At 66.3% G+C, this 17,640-nt stretch carries 19 protein-coding genes and 1 pseudogene; 14 read left to right on the top strand and 6 right to left on the bottom strand.

Annotated elements, in window-relative coordinates; all coding sequences use genetic code 11:
* The first annotated feature begins 280 nt into the window (after nucleotides 1-280).
* The 3 genes from BST42_RS12320 to BST42_RS12310 are packed head-to-tail and all read left to right on the top strand — an operon-like array spanning nucleotide 281 to nucleotide 2,819.
* A complete protein-coding gene (locus BST42_RS12320; protein WP_308207475.1) occupies nucleotides 281-901 on the top strand; it encodes a VldE C-terminal domain-containing protein in 621 nt (206 codons plus the stop codon).
* Between the two features lie 16 nt (nucleotides 902-917).
* Complete coding sequence (locus tag BST42_RS12315; RefSeq protein WP_133057450.1) at nucleotides 918-1,379, top strand: Rv2253 family sensor-like surface protein; 462 nt, start codon at nucleotides 918-920, stop codon at nucleotides 1,377-1,379.
* A gap of 27 nt (nucleotides 1,380-1,406) precedes the next feature.
* Complete coding sequence (locus BST42_RS12310) at nucleotides 1,407-2,819, top strand: NCS2 family permease (protein ID WP_083118927.1); 1,413 nt, start codon at nucleotides 1,407-1,409, stop codon at nucleotides 2,817-2,819.
* A 16-nt stretch (nucleotides 2,820-2,835) separates the two neighbouring features.
* Here the strand turns inward: BST42_RS12310 and BST42_RS12305 are convergent, their stop codons facing one another.
* Together BST42_RS12305 and BST42_RS12300 are read right to left on the bottom strand one after the other, a co-directional pair.
* A complete protein-coding gene (locus BST42_RS12305) occupies nucleotides 2,836-3,531 on the bottom strand; it encodes a GntR family transcriptional regulator (RefSeq protein ID WP_083118926.1) in 696 nt (231 codons plus the stop codon).
* Nucleotides 3,528-4,064, bottom strand: coding sequence for an HD domain-containing protein (locus tag BST42_RS12300; protein WP_083118924.1), 537 nt, complete (start codon nucleotides 4,062-4,064; stop codon nucleotides 3,528-3,530). Before BST42_RS12300 ends, BST42_RS12305 begins: the two co-directional genes overlap by 4 nt.
* 108 nt (nucleotides 4,065-4,172) lie before the next feature.
* On the opposite strand from BST42_RS12300, the gene BST42_RS12295 reads away from it, so the two are divergent.
* From BST42_RS12295 to BST42_RS12265, 7 genes are all read left to right on the top strand, one after another.
* Nucleotides 4,173-5,288, top strand: a complete 1,116-nt coding sequence (locus BST42_RS12295) for a TIGR03364 family FAD-dependent oxidoreductase (RefSeq protein ID WP_083118923.1) — start codon at nucleotides 4,173-4,175, stop codon at nucleotides 5,286-5,288.
* A 19-nt stretch (nucleotides 5,289-5,307) separates the two neighbouring features.
* Nucleotides 5,308-6,009, top strand: coding sequence for a phosphonatase-like hydrolase (locus BST42_RS12290; RefSeq protein WP_083118921.1), 702 nt, complete (start codon nucleotides 5,308-5,310; stop codon nucleotides 6,007-6,009).
* Nucleotides 6,009-7,055, top strand: coding sequence for a 2-aminoethylphosphonate ABC transporter substrate-binding protein (locus BST42_RS12285; RefSeq protein ID WP_083118920.1), 1,047 nt, complete (start codon nucleotides 6,009-6,011; stop codon nucleotides 7,053-7,055). The genes BST42_RS12290 and BST42_RS12285 overlap by 1 nt, the downstream gene beginning before the upstream one ends.
* A gap of 1 nt (nucleotide 7,056) precedes the next feature.
* Complete coding sequence (locus BST42_RS12280) at nucleotides 7,057-8,229, top strand: ABC transporter ATP-binding protein (protein ID WP_083118918.1); 1,173 nt, start codon at nucleotides 7,057-7,059, stop codon at nucleotides 8,227-8,229.
* On the top strand, nucleotides 8,226-9,125 hold the full coding sequence (locus BST42_RS12275; protein WP_083118917.1) for a 2-aminoethylphosphonate ABC transporter permease subunit: 900 nt from the start codon (nucleotides 8,226-8,228) through the stop codon (nucleotides 9,123-9,125). The genes BST42_RS12280 and BST42_RS12275 overlap by 4 nt, the downstream gene beginning before the upstream one ends.
* Before the next feature lie 4 nt (nucleotides 9,126-9,129).
* Nucleotides 9,130-9,927, top strand: a complete 798-nt coding sequence (locus BST42_RS12270; RefSeq protein ID WP_083118915.1) for an ABC transporter permease subunit — start codon at nucleotides 9,130-9,132, stop codon at nucleotides 9,925-9,927.
* A gap of 65 nt (nucleotides 9,928-9,992) precedes the next feature.
* Nucleotides 9,993-10,682, top strand: a complete 690-nt coding sequence (locus tag BST42_RS12265) for an esterase (protein ID WP_083118913.1) — start codon at nucleotides 9,993-9,995, stop codon at nucleotides 10,680-10,682.
* 80 nt (nucleotides 10,683-10,762) lie between these two features.
* Here the strand turns inward: BST42_RS12265 and BST42_RS12260 are convergent, their stop codons facing one another.
* Entirely contained in the window at nucleotides 10,763-10,951 is a 189-nt protein-coding gene (locus BST42_RS12260; protein WP_083118912.1) for a hypothetical protein, read from the bottom strand.
* Between the two features lie 143 nt (nucleotides 10,952-11,094).
* Between BST42_RS12260 and BST42_RS12255 the strand changes: the two genes are divergently transcribed.
* Both BST42_RS12255 and BST42_RS12250 read left to right on the top strand, forming a co-directional pair.
* The gene (locus BST42_RS12255) at nucleotides 11,095-12,225 is read left to right on the top strand and encodes a phosphatase domain-containing protein (protein ID WP_165760844.1); all 1,131 of its coding nucleotides are present in this window, start codon (nucleotides 11,095-11,097) and stop codon (nucleotides 12,223-12,225) included.
* 41 nt (nucleotides 12,226-12,266) lie between these two features.
* On the top strand, nucleotides 12,267-13,484 hold the full coding sequence (locus BST42_RS12250) for a hypothetical protein (protein ID WP_133057449.1): 1,218 nt from the start codon (nucleotides 12,267-12,269) through the stop codon (nucleotides 13,482-13,484).
* Nucleotides 13,485-13,489: 5 nt separating this feature from the next.
* Here the strand turns inward: BST42_RS12250 and BST42_RS12245 are convergent, their stop codons facing one another.
* The 3 genes from BST42_RS12245 to BST42_RS12235 form a co-directional block, all read right to left on the bottom strand.
* Nucleotides 13,490-14,221: a zf-HC2 domain-containing protein gene (locus BST42_RS12245; RefSeq protein WP_083119615.1), complete on the bottom strand. Its 732-nt coding sequence runs from the start codon at nucleotides 14,219-14,221 to the stop codon at nucleotides 13,490-13,492.
* 4 nt (nucleotides 14,222-14,225) lie between these two features.
* Entirely contained in the window at nucleotides 14,226-14,867 is a 642-nt protein-coding gene (locus BST42_RS12240) for a TetR/AcrR family transcriptional regulator (RefSeq protein ID WP_083119612.1), read from the bottom strand.
* A 114-nt stretch (nucleotides 14,868-14,981) separates the two neighbouring features.
* Nucleotides 14,982-15,890: a cytochrome c biogenesis CcdA family protein gene (locus tag BST42_RS12235; RefSeq protein ID WP_110918578.1), complete on the bottom strand. Its 909-nt coding sequence runs from the start codon at nucleotides 15,888-15,890 to the stop codon at nucleotides 14,982-14,984.
* A gap of 199 nt (nucleotides 15,891-16,089) precedes the next feature.
* On the opposite strand from BST42_RS12235, the gene BST42_RS12230 reads away from it, so the two are divergent.
* Together BST42_RS12230 and BST42_RS30085 are read left to right on the top strand one after the other, a co-directional pair.
* A complete protein-coding gene (locus BST42_RS12230; protein ID WP_083118908.1) occupies nucleotides 16,090-16,761 on the top strand; it encodes a class I SAM-dependent methyltransferase in 672 nt (223 codons plus the stop codon).
* Nucleotides 16,758-17,640, top strand: a pseudogene (locus BST42_RS30085) (hypothetical protein); the annotation flags it as partial. The gene BST42_RS12230 and the pseudogene BST42_RS30085, both read left to right, overlap by 4 nt.

Genomic DNA, 17,640 nt, shown 5'->3' with positions numbered 1-17,640 from the left:
AGACCGATCGAGCGAACTGTAATCGGAGAAGTATCGGTCCGGATTCGGTTTGGTAAACAGCAGATGAACACCCACGTCAGATCCTACTTTGGCGCTCATCCGGACGGTTCCAGAGCCGCCGCCACGGCCAGGCGATAGCAACATTTCGGGGTCGCACGGCAGTCCTGGACACCAGTCCAGAAGATAGCGAACGGTGTATGGGCGGCGGAACTGTCCAGGTAAAGTGCCGTCCGTGGGAAAGCACCGGTTAGCCAGACCCCGGCGCCGATGGTCGGTCGCCGTGGCCGCACTGGCCGCTCTCCCGTTGGCCGCGGTGCTGTCCGGCAGCACCGGTTCCGGCCCCGTCAGGATGACGTCGGGCACCGTCGAATGCTGTGCCGAATTGGTCGCCGCCGCCCCGATGGAGCTGGCCGCCGCACCGATCGGTGCGCACTACGTCGTCATGACGCAGGCCGAGTTGGTGGCCAGCAGGAGTGCGGTCAACCGCACCCCCTTGCACGCGCTTCCCGCAGGCGTCGGTATCGAACAGGGGCTGCAGCTCAAGACGGTCCTGGCCGAACGACTTATCAGCGCGTACTTCCCGGAAATTCACAACATCGGCGGCGTGCGGGCCGACTCGTTGAAGTGGCATCCGATGGGATTGGCCATCGACGTGATGATCCCGAACTGGCAGACGCCGCAAGGCAAGGAACTGGGCGACCGAATCGCGGCGTTCGCCCTCGCCAACGCCGACCGACTGTCGCTCAATCACGTGATCTGGCGCCGCATCATGTACGACCATGGCGGCAAGCCGTCCCTCATGCCGAATCTCGGCGGGAACGACGCGAACCACTACACTCACGTTCATATCGCCACGAACGGTGGCGGTTATCCCACCGGTGGCGAGAGTTATTTTGGCTAGCTTCAAGCTTTTTGGTGTGGCGTCGAGCGCCGCTCTCATGCTCATCGCCGCACCTGTGGCCCACGCCGACGAGGCGTTCTGGGGTGGTTGGTACAAGATCACCTTCCACACCGATCAGAAGTCGGGCACCTCCGTCGCCGCGACACAGCAGGAAACGCCGTACACCGCCTCGTTCAAGATCACCACGGACTGTTCGGCCGACGTCTGCACCGCCTCGGTCCTCGACGGCCCGACACCCAAGGACAACGCCGTGCAATCGACCAGCTTCGTGTGGACGGGCTCGCAATGGTCGCGGTCGAACAGCTGGCGATGGGACTGCACGCTGCCGGACGGCACGATCACCTACGACCCGGCGCATTCGGTGACGACCTACACACCACAACCCGACGGATCACTGGCCGGCACATTCCAGACCACCATTGACAGTGGCGCTTGCCAGGGCACCGTCACCATTCCGGTCACCGCTACACCCGCCTGACATACGTCGTCGCTTAGGGTTCCAAGCGTGAATCGTCTCGACCGCTTCTTCGAGATCACCGCCCGCGGGTCGACTATCGGCGCCGAGGTTCGCGGTGGTCTGGTCACGTTCATCGCGATGGCCTACATCGTCGTGTTGAACCCGATCATCCTGTCCGGGGCCGCCGATGTGACCGGACACAAACTGGGGTTCGCCCAGGTGTCGGCCACCACGTCGCTGGCCGCAGGCGTGATGACCATCCTGTTCGGCGTGTTCGCCCGGCTTCCGTTCGCGTTCGCCGCCGGGCTGGGCATCAACTCGTTCCTGGCGACCACCGTGGTGGGCACGGTCAGCTGGCCTGAAGCGATGGGCCTGGTGGTCATCAACGGCATCATCATCGTCGCACTGGCCGTCACCGGGCTACGCCGGCTCGTGTTCGACGCGGTGCCCATGCAACTCAAGCTGGCGATCACCGCAGGCATCGGGCTGTTCATCATGTTCATCGGACTGGTCGACGCCGGCTTCATCTCGTCGACCGGATTACCCTCTCCCCCAGTTGGTTTGGGCGGCGGTGGTCAAGGATCGATCAGCACCGTGCCCACGGTAGTGTTCGTGTTCACCCTCCTGCTCACCGGCATCCTCGTCGTACGCAAGGTCCGGGGCGGGATCCTGCTGGGGCTGGTCGCCGGCACCGTCGTCGCGGTCATCATCGAAGCGATCTGGCACCTGGGCCCTGCGACCAAGAACCACGGTGGCTGGACACTGTCGGTCCCCAGCCTGTCGGGATCGCCGTTCGCGCTTCCCGATCTATCTCTGGTGGGCGCCTTCAGTTTCGACAGTTTCGGGCGGATCGGCATCCTGGCCGCCACAATGCTTGTCTTCACGCTGGTGTTCGCCAACTTCTTCGACGCAATGGGCACCTTCACCGGACTGTCCCGGGAAGCCGGGCTCGCCGACGAGCGCGGCAACTTCCCGCGATTGCGTTCGGCGCTCGTCGTCGAAGGCGCCGGCGCAGTCGTCGGCGGCGCGACATCGGCCTCGTCGAACACCGTCTTCATCGAGTCCGGGGCCGGCATCGAGGAGGGCGCCAAGACCGGACTGGCCAACCTTGTCACCGGCGCGCTGTTCCTGGCCGCGATGTTCGTCGGACCGCTGGCGCAGATCGTTCCGACCGAAGTCGCGGCGGCCGCGCTGGTGATCGTCGGGACGATGATGTTCTCCCAACTGCGCCATGTCGACGTCTCGGAATTCTCGGTGGCGCTGCCTGTCGTTCTGACTGTCGCGGTGATGCCGTTCAGCTACTCCATCGCCAACGGCATCGGCGTCGGGTTCGTCACGTGGGTGGTGGTGCGCTCCGCTGCCGGCAAGGCCCGGGAGATCAGCCCGCTGCTGTGGATCGTCGCGGCCGGCTTCGTGCTGTACTTCGCCCGCAGCGGGATCGAGTCATTGCTGGGAGTGTGAACTTTGGGGGGCTGACTCAGGCACCGTCGACGAGCACCGTCTGGAAGGCGACGCGATCTCCGCGGTACAGCGCCCGGACCACCTCGATGGGCCTTCCCTCACTGTCCAGTGAGCGACGGTGCAGATGCAACATCGGCATCGCAGTCGTGGTGAGCAGCAGACCGGCCTCTCGCGGTGTTGGCAGGATGGTCTCGATACGCTCCAACGCCGACGCGAACTGAACGCCGGTCGCGCGGATCGCGGCATACAACGAGGTTTCCGGATCGAAGGTGTCATAGAGGCGTGCGAACCGGGGCAGCGGCAGGTAGGTGCTCTCCAGGCCGATGCGTTCGTTGTCGGCAAGCAACACTCGCTCCAGATGCATGACCGGCAATCCGAGTCCGACATCGAGGCCGGCGGAGAGATCAGCGGTGGCCGCCACCTCCTCCCACGCCACCAGGATACGACCCGGTTTGCGGCCCATCTGCTCCGCGCCCTCGGTGTAGGACTTCAACGAAAGCGGTTGCACCAATTTTGGTTTCGCCACGACAGTACCGCGCCCGCGCCGCTGGACACGACCCTCCAGAAGCAGTTCGTGTAAGGCTTGCCGCACGGTGTCGCGAGCAACCGCGAACCGTACCGCCAAGTCCCGCTCGGCGGGCACGGGATCGCCTTCTTGCAGGCCGGCCAGGAGTTCGTCGAGCCCGCTGCGAACAAGGTGGACTTTACTCACGTCGTGTTGCTCCGCCTGAGTACACGTTCGGCGACGGCCAGGACTTGCGCGACGCTCATCGACGGAGCCCCCGGGACCTTGGCGGCATCGTCGTAGCGCCGCAACCGAAGTCCGTCGGACCACCAAGGGTGGCAGATCATGTCGTCATCGATCGCTGCGCCACCCTGCGCGCGCAGTGACGAGATGGACGTCGGGGACAACACATCGGCGTAGCCGGGTTCGGTGGCAGCGAGATAGCGCTTGGCCGCGACGTGCGCCCCGGCAAGCCAACCCACCCGAGCACCGTATCGCGGGCTCAGCCAGTTGCGCGCCGCGACATCATGCCGGTGCCGATCCGGGCCGACGTATAGCGGACTGTGCGCCAGATCGTGAAGTGCTGCGGCCAGCACGAGTTCGTCATCGGCGCCGTCGTCGACGGCACGAGCGGCGGACTGCAAGGCGTGGTCGAGCTCGTCGACCACGGCCTCATCCCATACGCCGCGCAACGAGTCGAGCAGGGCCCCGGTCTCGGCCAGCACCTCAGCGTGAGTCATCCACCAAGATTACCCCAATTGGTCTATACCAATAGTTAATCTTCTGTTCAGGTGGACTGAACCGCCCCGTCGGACCGCCGATGCTCTGGGTCTACAACCTCGGTACTCATGCGGGTGACGATTGTCGGTGGCGGCGTGCTGGGCACCGCCCACGCATGGGAAGCCATCGAGCGCGGACATACCGTTGTCCATCTCGAACGCGAGGTCGAGGCCCGCGGGGCCACCGTGCGCAACTTCGGACTCGTATGGGTTTCCGGACGCGCGGAGCACGAGCTCGACGCCGCCCTGCGAGCACGCGAACTGTGGGAGAAAATCGGTGAGCGAGTTCCCCGCGTGGGCTTTCGCCCGTCCGGATCACTGACCCTGCTGCGTTCTGCGCGTGAATTGGCCGTGGCCGAAGACGTCTCGCGGCGCCCGGGCGCGCCGCGGCGCGGCTTCCGCGTGCTCGAACCCGGGGAGGTCCGGGCACTGAACCCCGCGCTGCGCGGTAGTTTTCTTGCGGCACTTCACTGTTCACGCGACGCAGTGGTGGAGTCTCGCCAAGCGTTGCCCGCCATCCGCGCACATCTGGAAAGCAGCGAACGGTACACGTTCCACGCGGGCACTGAAGCACGCTCGATCGAGCGTCGCGTCGTGCGCGACGATCATGGCCGCCGCCACGAAGGCGATGTCGTACTGCTGTGCCCGGGCGCCGCCCACGGCGGGCTCACCCGAGAGGTCGCTGCAGACCTCCCGGTGCGACGAGTTCGACTCCAGATGATGCAGACCGAGCCTCTCGGCGAACCCCTGACCACTGCGATCGCCGACGGCGACAGCTTCCGTTACTACCCTGGTTTCGACGGTGCCGCACTGAATGATCTGCGGGACAACGAATCCCAGCACCCGATTGCCAAAGCCGACCGGATGCAGCTGCTATGCGTGCAGCGACTGCACGGCGGGCTGACCATCGGCGACACCCACGAGTACACCGAGCCGTTCGGCTTCGACGTGCAGGAGGCGCCCTACTCCTATCTCGTCGAGGTGGTCGAAGAGTTTCTGGGACGACGCCTGCCGCCCGTTCGTCAGCGGTGGGCGGGGGTGTACAGCCAGTGCGTCGACCCCAGCGAACTGGTCTGCCGGCGACCGATCGGCGACGACTCCTGGGTGATCACCGGGCCCGGTGGCCGCGGGATGACGCTGGCACCGGCGATCGCCGAGCACAGCGCGGAACTCATCGGTCTCTGAGCGGAATCGAGGAACAGTGATGGCGGACAACGGCATTCAACTGGCGGTCGTCGATATGGCCGGCACCACGGTGGCCGACGACGGCCTGGTGGTCGAGGCCTTCGAGGCTGCAGCCACCGCGGCGGGCCTGCCGCCGAGTGGCGAAGAACGCGAACGCGCGCGCCGTTATGTGCTCGACACCATGGGCCAGTCGAAGATCGCCGTCTTCCGCGCTCTGTTCGGAACCGAAGAGCTGGCGCAGCAGGCCAATCAGGCCTTCGAGCAGGCCTATGACGAACTGATCGATACCGGCAACGCCCGGCCGATTCCGGGGGCGGCCGACGCCATCACCGCCTTGAGGCAGGCCGGCGTGAAAGTCGCATTGACCACCGGATTCAGCGCCGCCACCCAGGACAAGCTGCTGGCCGCGCTCGGTTGGCAGTCGCTGGCCGATCTGACACTGGCCCCCGGCGACGGCGTTCGCGGCCGGCCTTACCCCGACCTGATCCTGACAGCGCTGATGCGTCTGCAAGCCGACGCGGTCGGCAACGTCGCGGCGCTGGGAGACACCAGCAGCGACATCCACAGCGCGCTGCGCGCCGGCTGCCGAGTCGCGGCCGGCACCCTCACCGGTGCGCACAACGCCGCGCAACTGCGGGACGCCGGGGCCACCCACATCGTGTCGACCGTGACCGAATTCGCCGACCTGATCACCCAAACCCGCGCAACCGGAAGGTACTGATGAAGATTCGAAATTGGACGGCGGTGGCCACCGTCGCCCTCGTCGCGACACTGCTCAGCGCGTGTGGCGGTACCGGCACGTCGAGCTCCGGCGGCGGCACAACGCTGACTGTCTACAGCGCCGACGGCCTGGGAAACTGGTACAAGGGTCAGTTCGCGAAGTTCACCAAGGACACCGGGATCAACGTCAACGTCGTCGAGGCGGGTTCCGGCGAGGTCGTGTCACGGGTGGAGAAAGAGCAATCCAATCCGCAGGCCGACTTGTTGGTCACTCTGCCGCCGTTCATTCAGAAAGCGGACAAGTCCGGGCTGCTGCAAGCCGGTGACGCCGACACGACCGGCATCTCGCCGGACCTCGTCGGCCCCGGCGGCAAGTACGTGGCGATCGTCAACAATGCACTGAGTTTCATTGCCAATCCCGGCGCCAACCCGATGCCGGTCAGCTGGGACGACCTACTGAAGCCGGAATTCAAGGGCAAGGTGCAGTATTCGACCCCCGGGCAGGCCGGCGACGGAACCGCGGTGCTGGTTCTGCTGCAGCATCTGATGGGCACGCCGGGGGCGCTGGACTACCTGGGCAAGCTACAGGCCAACAACGTCGGACCGTCGTCGTCCACCGGAAAGTTGCAGCCCAAGGTGAGCAACGGCGAACTGTTGGTGGCCAACGGTGACGTCCAGATGAATCTCGGCTCGATCAAGGACGACGGCTCGAAGTTCGTCATTTTCTTCCCCGAGATGGCCGACCACACCCGAACCACGGTCGCACTGCCCTATGTCGCAGGTGTCACCAAGGGCGCACCTCATGTCGAGGCGGCCAAGAAGTTGTTGAGCTTCCTGCTGTCCGATGCGGTGCAAAAGACCGTCGCCACAGATGCTTTGGGCATTCCGGTCAAGGACGCAGTCGTCTCGGCGTCGGCCGGCTCGTCGGATACCACCACGCCCACCGGCCTGCTCAAGGGTGTGCAGGTCTGGTCGCCGGACTGGAACGCGGTACTCAACGACCTCGACGCCGACGTCGCCGCCTATCAGAAGGCCACCGGGAACTGAGGTGAGCGAGATCGCCGTCAGCTCATCTCAGGCCACGTCGGCCAGCCGGTCGGCACCTGCGGTATCCGACGCGGCCCCTGCCATCACTTTTGATCGGGTACGGGTGAGCTACGGGCGCGGCAAGAATCTGACCGATGCGCTGATCGACTTCGACCTGCGGGTCTCCGTTGGCGAGACCGTCGCGCTGTTGGGACCCAGCGGATCGGGTAAGTCGACCGCGCTGAACGCCCTGGCGGGATTCGTCCGGCCGACGGCAGGCAGGGTCCGGCTCAGCGGACGCGATGTCACCGATCTGCCGCCGTCGAAGCGGGGCATCGGGGTCGTGCTGCAGTCCTACGCATTGTTCCCACACATGCGGGTCGCCGAAAACGTCGCCTTCGGATTGAAGTCACACCGGGTCGCCCGCCGGGAAATCGGTCCGCGCGTTGCCGAAGCACTCGACATGGTCGGTATGGGGTCATTCGGAAAGCGCTTGCCGCGTGAGCTTTCCGGCGGACAGCAGCAGCGAGTGGCGATTGCGCGTGCCTTGGCGATCCGCCCCAAGGTGCTTCTCCTCGATGAGCCGCTGGCCGCCCTGGATGCCCGGCTTCGTCAGTCGATGCTGGCGGAACTACAGCAACTCAAAGAAGCACTGCCGGACACCGCGATGCTGTACGTCACCCACGACCAGGCCGAGGCGCTCGCGCTGGCCGACCGCGTCGTGGTGATGAACGATGCGCGGCTGATGGATGTCGATACCGCCCAAAACCTGTGGACGCGGCCGCCGACGAGTTTCACGGCATCTTTTCTCGGCGGCGCCAACCTGATCCCCTGCACCATCGGCCGCGTCATCGGCACCTCCGCGTTGGTGAGTATCGCGCACAAGACCGTCAGTGCCGAGGCACCGCAACCCGCCGTCGGGAAGGTCGACTGGGCGCCCGGTGCGCGGGCCCTCTTGTGCATTCGGCCGCATGTATTGCAGATCGTGGGATTGGGCCATCCGGAAGCATTGCGTGCCACTGTCAATGCATCGGTGTGGCGGGGTGCGACAACCCGTGTGGTGTTGTCGGTGGACGGTGTGGCAGACCGCACCATCGAAGTGGATGCGCCGGGACACACCGGCTACGCGGTGGGCACCGAGGTCGGGCTGCGCTTTCCGCAACCTGCGGGCGTGCTCGTCCAGGTGGGTCGATGACAGCGCTCCTCGACCCGCCGGTACCGACCGGCGCCGCACCCGCGCGGCGGACGGTCCGCGGCGGGAAGCCGCTGTGGTGGACGCTGCCGCCGCTGCTGATCGTGCTGCTCGTCGCGGTCTATCCGTTGTTGCGAGTGTGCATGGAGTCGACCAGAGTTCGCGGCGGTGGGCACGGTACCGACACGTGGGGGTCAGTTCTGGGTTCGCCCGCATTTCGGGCAGCCCTATGGCGCACCGCGGCGATCGCCGTGACGTCGACCGCCGGTTGTCTCGTGCTGGGCACCTTCCTGGCAATCGTGTTGGCGTTCGTACCATTTCGCGGTTCCTCAGTGGTCGGCCGACTCATCGATACGGTCCTTGCATTGCCGTCGTTTCTGATCACGTTGGCGTTCACGTTTCTCTACGGCAGCGCGGGTGCGGTGAATGCGCTGATCTCCACCGTCAGCGGGAGCTCGTCACCGGCGCTCAACGTGTTGTACACGCCGGCAGGGGTGATAGCCGCCGAGATCACCTTCTTCACTCCCTTCGTGATCCGCCCGCTGTTGGCGGCCTTCGCGCTTCTACCTCGCCAGCAGCTCGATGTCGCGGCGAGTCTGGGTGCCTCTCCCCTGCGGGTGCTGCGTTCGGTGATCATGCCCGAAGCCTGGCCGGCCCTGATGGCCGGCGGAAGCCTGGTATTGCTGTTGACCCTCAACGAGTTCGGCATCGTCTTATTCACCGGCGCCAAAGGTGTGATCACGCTGCCGGTGCTGATCTATACGCGAGGAATTGTGACGTTCGACCTGCCCGGCGCGGCGGTGATCGCGACAGTCCAGATCGCCCTGTCCCTGGCTCTGTATTCCGGTTACCGTGCCGTCTTCACCCGGTTCTCCACCGGCCGGAACCGGGAGAGATGACCCGATGTTGCTGTGGGGCAGACGTAGTCGCGTCGTAATGCTGGCACTCTTCGCTGTCGTCGTGTTGGTGGTGTTCGTCGCGCCGCTTGGCACCGTGGTGATGGCCGGGCTGTCCGGGTCGTGGAACGGGCCGCTGCCGTCGAACGTCGGGTTCACCCGATTCGGACCGGCGCTCTCCGGTGAGAATCTGGCCAGCCTCTCCGTCAGCATGCAGACGGCATTTTTGGCCGGCGGACTCGCGCTTCTGTTCGGAACGTGGGCCGCGATCGCGTCCAGGGATGCGCCCCGCTGGCTCGGTCGGCTGACCGACGCGGTATTCCACCTCCCGATTGCAGTGCCATCTGTCGCGATCGGACTGGGCCTCTTGATCGCCTTCAACAGCCGGCCAATCCTTCTGGGAGGCACCCGGTGGATCGTCATCGTCGCCCACTTCGTGCTGGTGCTGGCGTTCGCCTTCAGTGCGGTGTCGGCGGCGCTGAACCGGTTGGACCCGGCGTACCGGCAAGCCGCGGAGTCTCTAGGTGCCGGCCCGGCCCGAGTGCTGTTCCGGGTGACGCTTCCGCTGCTGTTGCCCGCACTGGGCGCGGCCGCCGGGCTGGCGGTGGCGCTGTCGATGGGCGAGCTGGGCGCTACGGTGATGGTCTATCCGGCGACATGGAAAACGTTGCCGGTGACCATCTTTGGCCTCACTGACCGTGGTCAGGCATTTCAGGCGGCGGCCAGCACGACGGTGTTGCTGCTCGTGACACTGCTGGTGCTCGTGCTCCTCGGTCGCATCCGGGGCCGAGCTGCCGTCCGCTAGCCAGCTTGCCCGTTGGCCGCGGCGCCATGCCCTAGTCTGGGCCGACACGACGGAAGGACCTGGACATGCGCAAGGCGACCTTGGCGACGCTGATCACCGCCGCCGCGATCGCGGCCGCCCCCGGCATCGCCGGAGCCGCACCCAAGAACTACTGCGCCGACCTCAAGGGCGTCGACAACGGGCAGACGTGCGACATCCAGCAATCCGACCCGACCTACCAGGTCAAGATCAGCTTCCCCAGCCGCTACCCGGACCTCAAGTCGGTCGCCGATTACATCAGCCAGACTCGTGACGGCTTCCTCAACGTGGCCAAGGCGTCCAACCCGGGCGACGTGCCCTTCGAACTGGACATCACCGGGACCTCGTACACCTCGACGGTCCCGCCGCGCTCCACCGAGTCCCTGGTCCTGCAGAACTACGAAAACATCGGCGGTGCACACCCCGACACATCGTTCAAAGCGTTCAACTGGGATCAGACCTCTCGCACCCCGATCACCTACGACACGCTGTGGCGGCCGGGCGCCGACCCACTGAAGGTGGTGTATCCGATCGTCGTCGCCGAGTTGCAGAAGCAGGCCGGCCAGCCGATCTCGGTCGATCCGGTCACCGGTATGGACCCCGCGAGTTACCAGGACTTCGCGATCACCGATGACGGCGTGATCTTCTTCTTCAGCCAAGGCCAGCTGCTGCCCGAGGCGGCGGGCGCCACCCAGGTGCTGGTGCCGCGCTCGGCGGTCGATCCGTTACTGGCCTGAACGCGCCGGCGGGGTGACACACACTGCCGAGCTCGACATCTTGTCGCCCGGGCTGCGCGACAGAGTCCCAGACCGTCGGCTCAAAACACCGGCAGATGTGCGGCCGCCACCAGCGGCAGCCGGCCGGCGCTCATGCTGCGCCCTTCCACCGTGGCGGGCACGCGACCGGTCCACGTCGCGCCGTAGAAGGGATCGATCGGGTTCAGCGCATCCGCGCCGCCGAGGCTGCTGCCCGCCTTCTCCAGCCATTGCGTGATTCGAGCCAACATGGCTGACCTCCCTGTTCGGTGTCGTTGTCGTCGGCTATGACTCTCCTTGTTCGCAAGCGTCGACGGCATCGGGCGGTCGGCTGATGCCGAGGATGAACCCGGTGTCCGCCAATCGGAGGACCTCGGACTGCCATGCTGTTCTCATGCCTCGTCTGCCCCGCCGGATCACCTCGGATCTGACCGCCGTCGTGGCCGGGCTGGAAGGCAAGCTCACCGAGCGACGTCGCGACCTCAAACTGCAGTTGGGCGCCTTCCGCGGTGTTCACGTGGTGGTCTACCGCGGGTACGTCGCCGACGATGTCGCCAAGGTCCGGGTCCGGGTGATGGAGACACCGGAGTTGCCCGGGGACAGCCGGATCCCGTATTGGGACGTCGCCCAGAGCAATGTGCGACGGCACGCGACATTGTCCATCGTCGGTACCGAGGTCGAGCTGCGCATCGGAACACATCGGGCCACCGAGGTGACCGACAGCCACGGCTTCGCCAACTTCTCACTGCCGGTACCGAAGCTGCGCATCGGCTGGCACGCCGCGACGGCGGTCGCCGCGGGGATCGCCGACGATGAATCGGCGGCCGGTACCGGCTGGGTGATCAAACCGGCACTGGCCGCGCCGTATCTGGTCATCTCCGACATCGACGACACCATTCTTCTCACCGGCCTCACCGAGGGTGTGACGATGGTTGCCCGGACCCTGCTGCACGCTGTGGAGCAACGCAGCGCGATCCCGGGCATGGCGGCGTTCTACCGCGGTCTGGCCCGCGGCGCCGAGACCCGTACCGGGAGCCGTCGTGCGGAGCCCACCTTCTTCTATGTCTCCACGGGCAGCTGGTCGTTCTATTCGATGCTGGAGCAGTTCGTCGAATTGCGCGCCTTTCCGCCAGGCCCGATGTTCCTCACCGACTGGGGCCCGACCGAGCGCTACCTCCGACGCAGCGGCGCCGAGCACAAACGAGCCGCCGTCCGCCGGTTGTTCGAGGCCTACCCGCGGATGCGTTTCGTCGTCATCGGCGACAGCGGTCAGCGTGACCCGCTGATCTACGAGGAGGTTGCGCGCGAATACCCCGGACGGGTGCTCGCGGCCATCATCCGACAGGTCGGCGGCGACGATGACGAGCGCAACGCCTCATTGCGCGAGCATGCGCAGGCGCTGCGCGACGAGGGCATTCCGATGCACCTGGTGGCCGACGCCGGGCAGGCCGCCGAACTCGCCCACAGTCTGCGTCTGTGCGACAAGGACACGGTCGCCGAGGCGCGCGCTGAACTGAACACGTAAACACCGGCATCGATATTTGCTGAACTGATAGTCTGTGCAGCGTGCAGGCATCAGGATATTTCGCAGGCGGTCTGCTCGCAGTCGGGATCGGCGCCGGGCTCTTCCTCGGACACGGGGTGGCCTCGGCCGCTCCCGATGCCGGGTCCCCCGCCGAGAAGTCGGTGACGAAGCCCGCCGCCAAGTCTGCGCGGCTGACCGAGCGCCCGACGGCGGTCCGCAGTGAGAGTCGCCGCCCGGCCGCACGACGGGCAGCGCACCTCGCCCCCCGATCGACTCAAAGAACAAGCGCGACAACGACTGTGGTGCCCGACGTATCGGTGACCCTGCCGCCGATGCCCGTCGTCAGCGGCGCATCGTTCACCGTGTCGGGCGACTTCATGAAGCCGTTCGCCACGAATTTCGTTGCCGCCGGCGGTGATCCGGCCGACAGCGCACGGTTCTTCTTCGGCGATCTGGCGGTCAAGAGTTTGGACGCGCTGGCCGAGGACAACATTCCGGCACCACAGGTGCGGCTGCTGCTCGGCAACCTGGCGGCGTCGGGCTATTTCGGCGGAATCTGGTTGCGCGACAACCTGCACGCCACTCCCACCAGCACCCCGGCGATCACGGTGCCGGTCCCGGCAATCGATCTGTCACCGTCGGCGATCGGCATCCGGCTGTTCGACGCCGTGTCTGCCGGGTTGACGGGCGTGGCTGCCGACGCGCCGGATTGGGTCGTCTCGACGGTTGCACACGTCTCGGTGCCAGTGCTGCTGGCGCTCTACGGATATAACCGCGGCTATCTGCAAGTGGTGCTGGAACACCCACCGGCGGGAGTTTCCTCGATGCAGGACACACTGTCCTGCACCGGCTTCCTTGCATGCAGCTCGACGGCATTCCCGCTCGAACTCGCCACCCGGTACGACAGTGCACTCGAGAAGTTGGCAGACCCGGCCACGCCCGGCTGGTCGGAGATGGCGATGTGGACAACCGTGCTCCAGGGTGCCACCGGGGCGGGCCGGTTCGTCTGGGAAGGGTTGGCCCAGGCCGGCTTCTCCCTCGCCTCGTATACGGCGCTGGTGCAGCTGAGTTCGGCCTACCTGATGGTCAGCAAAGCGGCGGTACTGTCCAGCATGACCGCCTACGCCGACGGCGACGCAGCCATCGGCCGCAGCTCATTGCGGCTGCAAGCAGGACTGTGGATGTGGTCCGGCGCCTACTTCGCCGGCCTGGCATCCGGCGCCGCTCCGGGAACCATCCCGAAACTTGTTGCCCACTGACCTCGTCAGAGGTCACGCTCGAGCAGAACAGCACCCGCATCTACGGAAACAATTTGAACTGAGGCGATTTCGTCGACGGGCATCGACGTGCTGCCACCGGGCGACGCCGGCATCCCGATCCGTGCGGTCCACGTGGCCAGCTGGGTGTGGCTCCCGTCGCGACCTACCGCCACCATCGCGAGCTTGTCGCTTGCCTCACCGCCGCCGTAATCGGCGTCCATCGGTCCCGCTTCATAGATGCACTGCATTTCGATGCGAGTACCCCACGTCCGGCGACTGAGAGTGACTGTGGCAGTGAGGGGAACCGGCCTCATCGGTGTCATCGTGAGCGCTGCCGGCTGAACCGGCGCCGGCGTCACCACCATCGGGTTCGACTGCAGGGCAACGATGGTGAGGCCGGCCACCATCGCAGCAGCCGCAGACCATGTCCACGTCGTGGTCCGTGACCGACGTCGCCGCGCGGTGACGGTGGCCAGGAGTTCGTCCCGAAGCGGCGACACCCCGGCCTGCCCGCCTCGATCGTCGAGGGTGTCGACGTAACCGCGGTCGATCTGCGCCAAGAGCGCTGGCATGCCGCTCAGGTCGCTGATGGCGTCGACACAGGACGGGCATTCCCTCAAGTGCGCCTCGAAATCGCGCCGATCTGCCGACGACAGGGATCCGAGGACATACGCGGCATCCCACAGCGCGTACGGATGGGTGTCGCCGGGTGACGACGGACCGTCGACTGTGGTCATCACGTCAGCCTGAAGCCAAGCCCTCGAAGAGCCGGGTGATCAGCATGAGGACGAAGCTGTCGAAATCACCGCGTAACCGCTCCTGATCGGACGCGAACGGGCGCTGCATCGACATCCCCAGCAGCACAACCTCCATGAGTCGCACCGACTCGTCGATCACATGCTCCGGCGCCTCGTCACCGGCGATGGACCGCAGCAGCGTGGCGAACTGCCGTCGCTGGGTGTCCCGGAATTCAAGGTAGGCGGTGCGCAGGAATTCGTTGTGGTTGGCGGCCGCCCCGAACTCGACGACGAAGGTGACCGTGTCGAGGTTGTCGATGAACAGGGTGTACAGCAGACCGGCAGCGTCGGCCAGGCTGTCGCCCACGGAATCGGCCGGCATCAGCTGGGTCGCGGCCGTGGCGAACAGTTTCGTCGCCACATCGTTGATGGCGGCCTCGAAGAGCTTCTCTTTGGTCTCGAAGTGGTAATGCAGCAGCGTCTGCGACACCTTGGCCGTATTCGCGATCAGGCGCATCGACGACTTCTCGTACCCATGGGCGCGGAAGCATTCGACCGTCGCCTCCAAGATCCGCTGGCGGGCGTCGCCGTTTGTGACCTCGGGCAGCCCGACGCCGTCGTTCGCCTCAACCGTTGGTGTCGACATCGACACTCCTTGTTCTGTGATGAACTTTCCCTGATCGCGCACTCAGTGTCCTCTTTTTTGAGTCACGAGTGGCGTTTCCGGTTGGTTCAGCACGAAACCAAGGAATTCAGTCGGTCACGGCGAGAACGGACTCAACCCTGCGCAATGCAGCCGCAGTACGCGGCGAACCTTGGCGGTTCGGCGCAGTCGCCTGGTCCAGGACACCGCGAACGCGCTCAGCATCAGCACCGACAACGACGTGAGCCAGGGATAACCGCCGTGGCCGTGCACCCACACCGCCAGACCGTTTTGAATGCGTCCGGCACCGGCGATCACCGGGTCCCCCGACACCGCGGTGCCGTTGAAGACACGTATCTCGTAAACACCGTAGTAGCCGACGTACACACCCACGAGCAGCACCAGCACGCCGCCGAACCTGTTGACATACGGCAGGATTCGACGCATTCGGTACACACCGATCGGGTTGGCGAAGGCCGCGACGATGGCCAGTACGCCGACGATCAGCGACATACCCGCCGCGTACACCAGATAGGTCAGCAACCCGTCGACGATCAGGCCGCTGCGGAACCCGGCCGCCGTGACGGCCAGGAACGGTCCGATGGTGCACGACAGCGACGCCATCGCATATCCGACGCCGTAGCCGAACATCGAGCCGCCACGCACTGTCGGCGCCCATCGGCTGGTACTGGTCATCGGGTTGAGGCCGGGAAGGTGCCGGCCGGCCAGCGACCAGATCCCCAGCGCGACCAGGACGACGCCGATCGCCACCGTGGCGTACGGCAGGTACTGCTGCACAGCCGCGGCCGCGGAGACGGTGAGCAGGCCGAAAGCACCGAATACCGTCATGAAGCCCAGCACCATCTCGATGGTGGCCACTCCGGCCCGGCGCAGCGCGGTGAGCTGACCGGCGGCGTCGCCCTGCACAACCAGCGTCATATAGACGGGGAGCATCGCAAAGCCGCACGGGTTGAGCACAGCCACCAACCCGGCGCCGAAGGCAAGTCCCATCAGACTGTGTTCCACGATGCGCGCATGCCCCTGTCCTCGTTGGGCGACCGGTGAACTGTCGTCTGTTTACGACACGAACACGGGCGCTTTCAGGTTCATCCGAGGTCCGCATTCGAGTGCGAGAGCCGGCCCTGGATGACCCGAACCGGCCATCCACGCAAGATGGCCGGGTTGAGCGATGCGGGGCGGCGCGGCGCGGCCGTAGTTTCTCGACATGACCGAGACCGCCCGCGAGGACTCCCGCACCGATCAGCAGCCCACCCCGGCCTACGCGGTGTGGCTGCGCGTCATGGCGCTGGTGTATGACCCGTTCGTCTGGCTGGGCGAGCTGGTCGGCATGCGCCGCCGGCGTCGCGAGCTGGTAGCCGGTGCGCGCGGACGCGTGGTCGAAATCGGCGCCGGAACGGGGCTGAACCTGGCGTACTACCCCGACACCGTCGACGAGCTCGTGCTCACCGAGCCCGAACCCGCGATGCGCCGCAAACTCGCCCGGCGCGTCGAACGGATCGGTGGTGCCGCGCGGATCTCTGATGCGTCCGCCCTGCATCTACCGTTCACCGACGCCTCGGTCGACACGGTCGTCTCCACGCTGGTGTTGTGCACCGTCCCCGACCCGGAGGCTGCGTTGCGCGAGATCGCCCGCATCCTGCGACCGGGCGGACAGTTGCTGTTCATCGAACACGTTCGCTCCGACTCGCGTTTCCTTGCGGCGTACCAGGGCGTGATGGTGCGGCCATGGCGCGGTTTCGCCGGCGGATGTGTGTGCAACCGCCCGACGCTGCAGTTGATGCAGGCCTGCGGGTTCACGGTGACGGCCGATGCCGCGGTGTGGCATGGGATGCCGGCGGTCGTCCATCCCCTCGCCGTCGGACGGGCCACTGTATGAGAAGCGTGCATCACCTGCGCGCCGGTGCAGCGTGGGTGGTCATCGCCGGTGCCGGCTACGCTGTCATGGCGCTCGCGCCAGCAGCCACGGCAGGCGCTGCACCGCAATGCAATTCGAACTTTCCCGGCTGTGGTGGCAGCCGCCTGGGTCACGCCGTGCTTGAGTACGTGGCGCCCGTCCCGGTCATGCTCGTCGGCGATGGCACTGCCGAGCATCCAGACGGCGGGCTGCTGATCGGCAACGGATACAGCCCCGACCCCGCGACCTGTGGCACCGCGTGCACCGGCGGTGACGGCGGCTGGTTATTCGGCAATGGCGGCGACGGCGCCAACGGTGGCCACGGCGGCAACGCAGGCCTCTTCGGCTCTGGTGGCCGGGGCGGCAGCGGGACCTCCGAGCACATCGACGGGGGCAACGGCGGCCGCGGTGGCGTGTTCGGTGGTCATGGCGGCGATGGGGGTTCCGCCGGTGCGGGATCCCCGGGAAGCAACGGCGGCACTGGTGGTCGCGGTGGCAACTCCGGACTGTTCGGTGGTGTCGGAGGTCGCGGCGGCAACGGTGGTGACGGGGGCCTCGGCGTCGGCGTCGTCATCAGCAATGGTGGGGCCGGCGGCGCCGGCGGGAACGGCGGACTGTTCCACGGTGGCGGCGACGGCGGACAAGGAGGTGACGCCGGCACCAGCGGAGCAGGCGGGCAAGGCGGTCGCGGCGGCAACGGTGGTGCCATAGACGGCCACGGCGGATTCGGCGGCGCCGGCGGAAACGGTAGTAACAGAGGATCTTTCAAGGGCGGCCAAGGCGGCGTCGGTGGCACTGGCGGCATCTTCGGGGTCGGCGGCGGTGGCGGCGACGGCGGCACCGGCGGGGGCACCACGGGCG

The sequence above is a fragment of the Mycolicibacterium rhodesiae genome (assembly GCF_002086695.1).
Classification (GTDB): domain Bacteria; phylum Actinomycetota; class Actinomycetes; order Mycobacteriales; family Mycobacteriaceae; genus Mycobacterium; species Mycobacterium rhodesiae.
The sequence above is the reverse complement of the archived record's forward strand: the minus strand, read 5'-3'. Positions and strand labels throughout refer to the sequence as shown.

Excerpts from the sequence above, each read along its gene's own strand:
- BST42_RS12300 (WP_083118924.1), bottom strand. The coding sequence starts at position 4,064 with ATGACTCACGCTGAGGTGCTGGCCGAGACCGGGGCCCTGCTCGACTCG.
- BST42_RS12295 (WP_083118923.1), top strand. The coding sequence starts at position 4,173 with ATGCGGGTGACGATTGTCGGTGGCGGCGTGCTGGGCACCGCCCACGCA.
- BST42_RS12290 (WP_083118921.1), top strand. The coding sequence starts at position 5,308 with ATGGCGGACAACGGCATTCAACTGGCGGTCGTCGATATGGCCGGCACC.
- BST42_RS12285 (WP_083118920.1), top strand. The coding sequence starts at position 6,009 with ATGAAGATTCGAAATTGGACGGCGGTGGCCACCGTCGCCCTCGTCGCG.
- BST42_RS12275 (WP_083118917.1), top strand. The coding sequence starts at position 8,226 with ATGACAGCGCTCCTCGACCCGCCGGTACCGACCGGCGCCGCACCCGCG.
- BST42_RS12270 (WP_083118915.1), top strand. The coding sequence starts at position 9,130 with ATGTTGCTGTGGGGCAGACGTAGTCGCGTCGTAATGCTGGCACTCTTC.
- BST42_RS12265 (WP_083118913.1), top strand. The coding sequence starts at position 9,993 with ATGCGCAAGGCGACCTTGGCGACGCTGATCACCGCCGCCGCGATCGCG.
- BST42_RS12260 (WP_083118912.1), bottom strand. The coding sequence starts at position 10,951 with ATGTTGGCTCGAATCACGCAATGGCTGGAGAAGGCGGGCAGCAGCCTC.
- BST42_RS12255 (WP_165760844.1), top strand. The coding sequence starts at position 11,095 with ATGCCTCGTCTGCCCCGCCGGATCACCTCGGATCTGACCGCCGTCGTG.
- BST42_RS12245 (WP_083119615.1), bottom strand. The coding sequence starts at position 14,221 with ATGACCACAGTCGACGGTCCGTCGTCACCCGGCGACACCCATCCGTAC.
- BST42_RS12240 (WP_083119612.1), bottom strand. The coding sequence starts at position 14,867 with ATGTCGACACCAACGGTTGAGGCGAACGACGGCGTCGGGCTGCCCGAG.
- BST42_RS12230 (WP_083118908.1), top strand. The coding sequence starts at position 16,090 with ATGACCGAGACCGCCCGCGAGGACTCCCGCACCGATCAGCAGCCCACC.